The sequence below is a fragment of the Lentibacillus halophilus genome (assembly GCF_039522485.1).
GTDB classification, from domain to species: Bacteria; Bacillota; Bacilli; order Bacillales; family Amphibacillaceae; genus Lentibacillus; species Lentibacillus halophilus.
Window position 1 is genome coordinate 1 of record NZ_BAAADM010000001.1, and the last position, 6,164, is coordinate 6,164.

Below are 6,164 nucleotides of genomic sequence, written 5' to 3' on the forward strand. Positions count from 1 at the left end.
GGAGTGATACACAATCAGCCGTTAGGCTGAGAGGTTCACTCCTACTTGACCATAAACAATTCAGAATTGTGTCGGTGCCAGGCACTTGTACCCGAGATTCAGGAAAGCAAGGGGACGGTTCTCATGTTTCCCTTTTACCAAGATACAATTCGCCCGTTTATGTGAGCTTGGGGTTTGAGCTCAAATTTATCAGTTGACTTTGCAAAGCCCTCTCGGAAGCGCGGGAACCGTCCCCGCGCTTTTATTTTATATAAGATGATGATGCCCATGACTGCCATTGTTTTGAGAGTTTAAATGCAAGGTAAGTCATTCCGGTGCATGTTTATGAAACATTATGGTAAAATTAATATAGGTAGGTTCAAGATGGGGGTGCAACCATGGAGAATAATCCCTTACTATATCATATAACACATGTTGCTAACTTACCCTCTATCCTAGAACAAGGGAGATTACAGTCGCATTTAATCATTCAGCAGCATGAATTACCCTATGAGGATGTTGCGAATCTGGATGTTCAATCCCGTCGGAAAAAAACAAAAATTTCAGGTGGTATGGGTGGTAGCCTGCATGACTATATCCCATTTTATTTTGAATCACGATCACCGATGCTGTATTCCTTGTTGTATAAACCAAATGTAAATCAAAACGATATGATTTACTTCATGACTAATATTCAAACCATCGTTGATAATGAGTTGCCTTTTGTCTTTACAGATGCTCATGCGATTAGGCGGTTATCTAATGTTTATACAGATTTATCTAATTTAGATAAGATAGACTGGGATGTCATGAAGTCGGCTTACTGGAACGATACCAATGAGGATATGAGTCGAAAAGCTAGAAGGCAAGCAGAATTTCTTGTGTATTGTCATGTTCCACTATCAGCTTGTCTGGGTTTTGCTGTATATGATAAAGAAACGAAAGAAAAAGTTGAACAAATGCTAACAGATGTGGATGTAGACTTACCAGTTGGCGTTCGCCCTGGATTTTATTTTTAGTCAGGAGGTGATTTTCATGATTTATGCCATGAAGGGGAATTTATTAGAAGATACTGCAGACGTTTTTGTGAATACTGTCAATACAGTCGGCGTCATGGGTAAAGGTATTGCCTTGCAGTTTAAGCAAGCTTTCCCAGATGTTTTTAAGCAGTATGCAAAGGATTGTAAAGCTGGCCAAGTACAAATAGGAAAAATGCATGTTGTCCCCGTTGAAGGGCTAATCAATCCTAAATATATTATTCATTTCCCTACTAAAAAACATTGGAGCAGCCCATCAAAGCTTTCAGATATTAAAACAGGGCTCAAAGATCTGGTTCAAGTTATTCAACGATTAAATGTCAATTCGATTGCCATGCCGCCGCTTGGATGCGGGAATGGAGGACTGGATTGGTCAGTTGTCCGTCCCCTTATTATTGAAGCATTTGAACCGTTTTCGATTGATGTTCATTTATACGAACCCGCAGGAGCACCACCGTTAGATCAAATGATTGTACGAACGCGTCGTCCTGAGATGACGATGGGAAGGGCTTTGCTGCTTGGTGCGATGGAGCAGTATGCTGGTCTGGGATATCGCATGTCTCTTCTGGAGGTGCAAAAGATTGCTTACCTCTTACATGAAGTAGGAGCTCTGCCTAAAATGACGTTCGAAAAACATTTGTATGGCCCATATTCGGAAGGACTTAACCATGTTCTTCAAAGGATGGAAAGTCACTTTATTCGAGGCTATGGCGATCGTACGAGCGGTGCGGAAATATACCTGTTTGATGAAGCGGTAGAAGAAGCCAAACAATTTCTTGATGAGCATGCCGAAGCAAAGGACTATTTGCATCAAGTGTCTGATTTAATGTTTGGTTTTGAAACACCTTACGATTTAGAGCTATTGTCGACGGTTGATTGGATTCTTAAAGAGAATCCAGATAAAGTAAAAGACAGTGACTTTGTTGTTGAGTCTGTTCAAGCGTGGAATCCTCGAAAGAAAAGGATTTTCTCATCCAAGGATATAGAACAAGTGAGAGACTATTTGGTTAATGAAATGAACATGGCTTCCTAGCTATGTGAAACTCAAAGCATGGGCGGAAAGCATGGGGACGGTTCTCATGCTTCCCTTTTACCAACAAAGCCCTCTTGGAAGCAGGGGAACCGTCCCCGCGCTTTTTTGGATAGTGCCTGTGGTCAATACCCAATTTTTCGGACAAGAAAGTGTTCGACAGATTGACCTTAAACGGCAATCTTCATGCGATAATCTGCTTTGTGCTTTTAGGCTGCCATCCATTGAAGATATTGACTGGGAGACAGCCTGTGCAGTCTTTTTTGATAGCGTTGCTTATTATAATAAGCAATGTACTTGGAAATGGATCTATAAGCGCTCTGAACGGACTGGAACGGAAATAGAATAAAGGCTTCGGATTTAAAATGTGAAAAGAAACCCTCTGCACATGCGTTATCCAGGCATGTGCCTTTTCTTGACATGCTTGGTGTTAGGTTATATGTTTTAGTTAGTTGATGGTATCTGTTGGAACGATACTGCATACCTTGATCGCTGTGTAAGATGGTATCAGTATGCGTTCCTTTCTTTTTAAATGCCTTCTTCATCGTATTTTCGACCAGTTTAATATCGTGTTCCTGACTTGCTTGATGGGCGATAATCTCGTTATTAAACAGGTCCATGATGACCGATAGATAAATCGTTTGATTGCCTGCCTTAAACTCCGTGATATCTGTCACCAGTTTCTCAAAGGGTTTACGGGCTTCAAAATCCCGGTTCAGCAGATTATGGTAAACCCTTCCTGTAGGTGATTGATGATATTTCTTCTTGTGGTTTTTCCTGCGAATAACCGCCGTTAAGCCAAGCTTTTTCATGATCCGGTGTACCTTTTTATGATTTATATCCCAGCAATAATCCTGGCGAAGCCTTGATTCGATCCCCCGTACGCCCAGAACACCTTTATATTGGTGATAAATATAAGAAATAAGCTCTTCTGCATTGGCATCCTTGTTGGAGCGTTTGAGATAAGCATAATAACCACTTCGGGAAACGCCCAATGCCTCGCATAAAGCATTGATAGGATAGGCTTCACTTCGAAGCTGATCGATCACTTGAAATTTTGTTTCGCCTCCTTTTGGCGTGATATTTCTAAATACTTTTTTAACGCATCAACTTCTATTTGGAGGCGATCGACCTTTTCCTCTGTGGTGGAAGAAGTCTCACCCTTCTTCGGACGTCCTAAAGACCGGTCAAAGGCAGCTTCACCATTTTTTTGATATTTCTTGATCCATTCATAGATATTATCCCGATGACGAATACCAAGGTCATCCACGACAGACTGGACAGCTTCGTTGTTTTCCAGGACACGTCGAATCGCTTCTAATTTTGTTTCCTTACTGTAGCGATGTTTCTTTTGTGATTCAGACATGCTAAAATCTCCCCCTCATACTTGCAGCGTAAATGTCGAATTATTTCTGTGTCCAGTATAAGGGGTACGGACTACTGTCACTTCCCGGGTTTTGTCGAATGGTGTCGAAGTCATGGTGTCAGGCACCAGCACCTCGTTTTAAAATATAGGGACAAGATTCCAAAGGTTGATTTTCGGCAGTTGCCGAAAATCGTCTATGTGGAAGACTCGTTCAAGTTCACACGTAATATTCAAATGTTTTCTCTTTGATTCCATAGGGAATAAATATTGTAGGAGTATTTAAAAATTTTTGAGACCTATCGTGTCAGAAAGGGGATATTATGTTTGATTTAACGAGCCAGAATTGCAATGGTAACCGGGGGAGCTAATGGAATTGGAAAGGGTATTGCTGAAACATTAGCCCAAGCAGGCGCGACAGTGATGATTGGAGATATAAATGAAGAAGCAGGTCAAAAAGCAGCTGCAAAAATTCGGGGACTGTCCCCATAGCTCCGATTTACTGCGGGAAGCTGTCGGATTTAAGCCGGAGACACCGATTGAAGAGGGTCTGCAGAAGTTCGCGGACTGATATGTAGGGTGTTATAACGTTAAATAAAAGGAAATTTGTTTATGTATAAAAATATTTCGTGGACACTTGTGATTCTCTGGATGGCATTAATATTTTATTTATCAAATCAGCCAGAAGTTGTATCAGACGAAATAAGTACAGGCGTAGCGGCGCATATTGCTGAAACAGTGGAAGGTACCACTTCCAATGTAAATATTGACTTGGCAAGCTTCAATCATATTGTTAGAAAGAATGCGCATTTTTTTATTTATTTCATCCTTGCCGTGCTTGTATTTAATGCCTTGAGGCGAAACGGACGGTCAAGCATCACCTTGGCACTTGCGATTTGTGTGTTATATGCCACATCCGATGAAATCCATCAGCTATTTGTTGCTGGCAGAGGGCCTCAAGTTAGTGATGTACTGATTGATACTGCTGGGGCAAGTGTTGGGTTGGTAATATACCTGCTAGCCGTCCGAATCAGGAAGACTTCACGACGGTCCCGTGCTTCGTGAATCCTGTGAAATTCGGGGACTGTCCCCATTAGGACGGAAATTCAAAACAGGCGGGGGACTAATCCCAATATTACAACTAATTATTTCGCAGAGGGCTGGATTCTGCAGGTGCTTCCTTCATCGCTGTCTCGAAAACCGCTGAAACAACATCTTTAAAATCTGACCATACTATTCCTGCAAATTCTTCAGCTACCTCTTGTTCTTTAATCATAATATTTTTCTCCAGTCGATACTCTTTTTTAAGCAAAGCAAGATTGCGGTCCAAGTCCCGCCATTTCATGCAATCTGTTAGCAGTTTGTCTTCACGTTTCTCAAGCATACTCCGGCAACGCTCACGCATGGCAGGTGCACCTTGGCCTTCAATATCGATGAATACTGGAATCTTGTTCTCTTTTAACCATTCCCTATGCAAATGGAATTCAATATGAATGTCTGGATTGCCTGGCCATTTGTTATATCTGATTTGCTGATAATGGCGGCCGCTGGAGAAGTTATAACGCCACTTATCATTAGGCCAGTATGTCTGCAGACTTGCTTCCAGCCGGTTCAGAATATTTCCCAAGTGTTTCGTATATTTAGCCTCAAGTTCATCAATGGTTTCAAAATGCTGCAGGTAGATGTCACTCATTTCCTGCTGCTTTTTCTTTTCCGACACAATATAGCCCTCCACATGGTCAATAAAATCAAAATACAGCATCCGTGACCGCATATCCGCTTGCGTGACGTCCACCTGTTTCAACTTATCTATCAGCTTTTGGTAGCTCAATGGCTGAAACGCAGAGCATCCGGCCTTGTCACCAGAAGGAGTCAGAAACGCAAAATAATACGAAACCTGCGCGTAACGAAATAGCTGGTGTAAATCCTGACAGTAGAGCTCAGTTTGTTTAAACGATTCATGACTCTGGACTTTATTTTCAATCGCCAGGATACAATCATCCATCCTTAAGAGAATATCCAGTCGCCGGTCTTCCTGTAATCCATATTCCCGCGTGATCGTCACATGTTGGGTGTCCGGCATCTCAGCACAAGTGACAGCTCGAAATACCCTTTCCAAAGGCTCCCAGCCGTTTCCATTCCGATAAGGATCCAGCAGACACGCTAGATAGTCACTGATTAGATTTTCATTATAGGTTTGCCCCAGACTGCTTAAGAAGGTCATTTCTGGCAGTGCAGGCTCTATGTCTTCCACCTGCTGCTCTAAGTTTTCCATTTGTTTTATTATAGATCCCCCCTCAGCTTATCATGATAGATATTTCTGTCTTATTCCTTTGATTATCTTCAAGAATTGCAAGAACTGCTTACCACTTAACGATTTCGACATGACATGGCAAAATCCTGCCAAATTTACAACTCGTTGGTGTTCATCTGTTAGTCCCATGTGACAGTAATGATGTACTCAACTAACTGGGAGTAATGTTGAAAAATATGAAAGCAGCTGTTCTTCAATGTGTCGTTGGGTGCTAGTATTTCTAATCAAATTGCTTATATCATTTATACTCAACTAACTGTTGTCGTTAGTTGAGTGATTTTCAGAAGCGAGGAGCTCCAGTATGGCTTTGGAGTGACTTGATTTGAGTAAACACAAGTGCCAGGCACCGAGAAAATTGCGAATTGTTAAAGTGCCTGGCAGAGCGACCGGGCTTAGGTCGTAACATATAGTGGGTGGGATGCCCGCCGAGTAAGAGTTAGC

At 41.9% G+C, this 6,164-nt stretch carries 8 protein-coding genes; 5 read left to right on the forward strand and 3 right to left on the reverse strand.

The features are described 5' to 3' along the window. The first annotated feature begins 377 nt into the window (after positions 1 to 377). Positions 378 to 998 carry a type II toxin-antitoxin system toxin DNA ADP-ribosyl transferase DarT gene (gene darT / locus ABDZ72_RS00005; RefSeq protein ID WP_343750337.1) on the forward strand — a complete coding sequence of 207 codons (621 nt, stop codon included), beginning with the start codon at positions 378 to 380 and terminating at the stop codon, positions 996 to 998. 16 nt (positions 999 to 1,014) lie between these two features. Continuing rightward, positions 1,015 to 2,049, forward strand: a complete 1,035-nt coding sequence (gene darG, locus ABDZ72_RS00010; protein ID WP_343750338.1) for a type II toxin-antitoxin system antitoxin DNA ADP-ribosyl glycohydrolase DarG — start codon at positions 1,015 to 1,017, stop codon at positions 2,047 to 2,049. A 206-nt stretch (positions 2,050 to 2,255) separates the two neighbouring features. Here darG and ABDZ72_RS00015 read toward each other — a convergent pair whose 3' ends face one another. Both ABDZ72_RS00015 and ABDZ72_RS00020 read right to left on the reverse strand, forming a co-directional pair. Continuing rightward, positions 2,256 to 3,095 carry an IS3 family transposase gene (locus tag ABDZ72_RS00015; RefSeq protein WP_343750340.1) on the reverse strand — a complete coding sequence of 280 codons (840 nt, stop codon included), beginning with the start codon at positions 3,093 to 3,095 and terminating at the stop codon, positions 2,256 to 2,258. After that, positions 3,092 to 3,412 carry a transposase gene (locus ABDZ72_RS00020; RefSeq protein ID WP_343750341.1) on the reverse strand — a complete coding sequence of 107 codons (321 nt, stop codon included), beginning with the start codon at positions 3,410 to 3,412 and terminating at the stop codon, positions 3,092 to 3,094. The genes ABDZ72_RS00015 and ABDZ72_RS00020 overlap by 4 nt, the downstream gene beginning before the upstream one ends. A 348-nt stretch (positions 3,413 to 3,760) precedes the next feature. Between ABDZ72_RS00020 and ABDZ72_RS00025 the strand changes: the two genes are divergently transcribed. From ABDZ72_RS00025 to ABDZ72_RS00035, 3 genes are read left to right on the forward strand one after another with little or no spacing between them, the layout of a single operon-like run. After that, positions 3,761 to 3,901 (forward strand): SDR family NAD(P)-dependent oxidoreductase, encoded by a 141-nt coding sequence (locus ABDZ72_RS00025; protein ID WP_343750342.1) that lies wholly within the window; start codon positions 3,761 to 3,763, stop codon positions 3,899 to 3,901. Then, positions 3,849 to 3,980 carry a hypothetical protein gene (locus tag ABDZ72_RS00030; RefSeq protein ID WP_343750347.1) on the forward strand — a complete coding sequence of 44 codons (132 nt, stop codon included), beginning with the start codon at positions 3,849 to 3,851 and terminating at the stop codon, positions 3,978 to 3,980. The genes ABDZ72_RS00025 and ABDZ72_RS00030 overlap by 53 nt, the downstream gene beginning before the upstream one ends. Positions 3,981 to 4,021: 41 nt before the next feature. Further along, on the forward strand, positions 4,022 to 4,474 hold the full coding sequence (locus ABDZ72_RS00035) for a VanZ family protein (RefSeq protein ID WP_343750344.1): 453 nt from the start codon (positions 4,022 to 4,024) through the stop codon (positions 4,472 to 4,474). A 76-nt stretch (positions 4,475 to 4,550) separates the two neighbouring features. Here the strand turns inward: ABDZ72_RS00035 and ABDZ72_RS00040 are convergent, their stop codons facing one another. Then, entirely contained in the window at positions 4,551 to 5,684 is a 1,134-nt protein-coding gene (locus ABDZ72_RS00040; RefSeq protein WP_343750345.1) for a PD-(D/E)XK nuclease family protein, read from the reverse strand. Positions 5,685 to 6,164: the final 480 nt, after the last annotated feature.

What these genes read in the sequence shown, in the direction of transcription:
- darT (WP_343750337.1), top strand. Translation starts at nt 378, where the DNA reads ATGGAGAATAATCCCTTACTATATCATATAACACATGTTGCTAACTTA.
- ABDZ72_RS00040 (WP_343750345.1), bottom strand. Translation starts at nt 5,684, where the DNA reads ATGGAAAACTTAGAGCAGCAGGTGGAAGACATAGAGCCTGCACTGCCA.
- ABDZ72_RS00025 (WP_343750342.1), top strand. Translation starts at nt 3,761, where the DNA reads ATGGTAACCGGGGGAGCTAATGGAATTGGAAAGGGTATTGCTGAAACA.
- darG (WP_343750338.1), top strand. Translation starts at nt 1,015, where the DNA reads ATGATTTATGCCATGAAGGGGAATTTATTAGAAGATACTGCAGACGTT.
- ABDZ72_RS00030 (WP_343750347.1), top strand. Translation starts at nt 3,849, where the DNA reads ATGAAGAAGCAGGTCAAAAAGCAGCTGCAAAAATTCGGGGACTGTCCC.
- ABDZ72_RS00020 (WP_343750341.1), bottom strand. Translation starts at nt 3,412, where the DNA reads ATGTCTGAATCACAAAAGAAACATCGCTACAGTAAGGAAACAAAATTA.
- ABDZ72_RS00035 (WP_343750344.1), top strand. Translation starts at nt 4,022, where the DNA reads ATGTATAAAAATATTTCGTGGACACTTGTGATTCTCTGGATGGCATTA.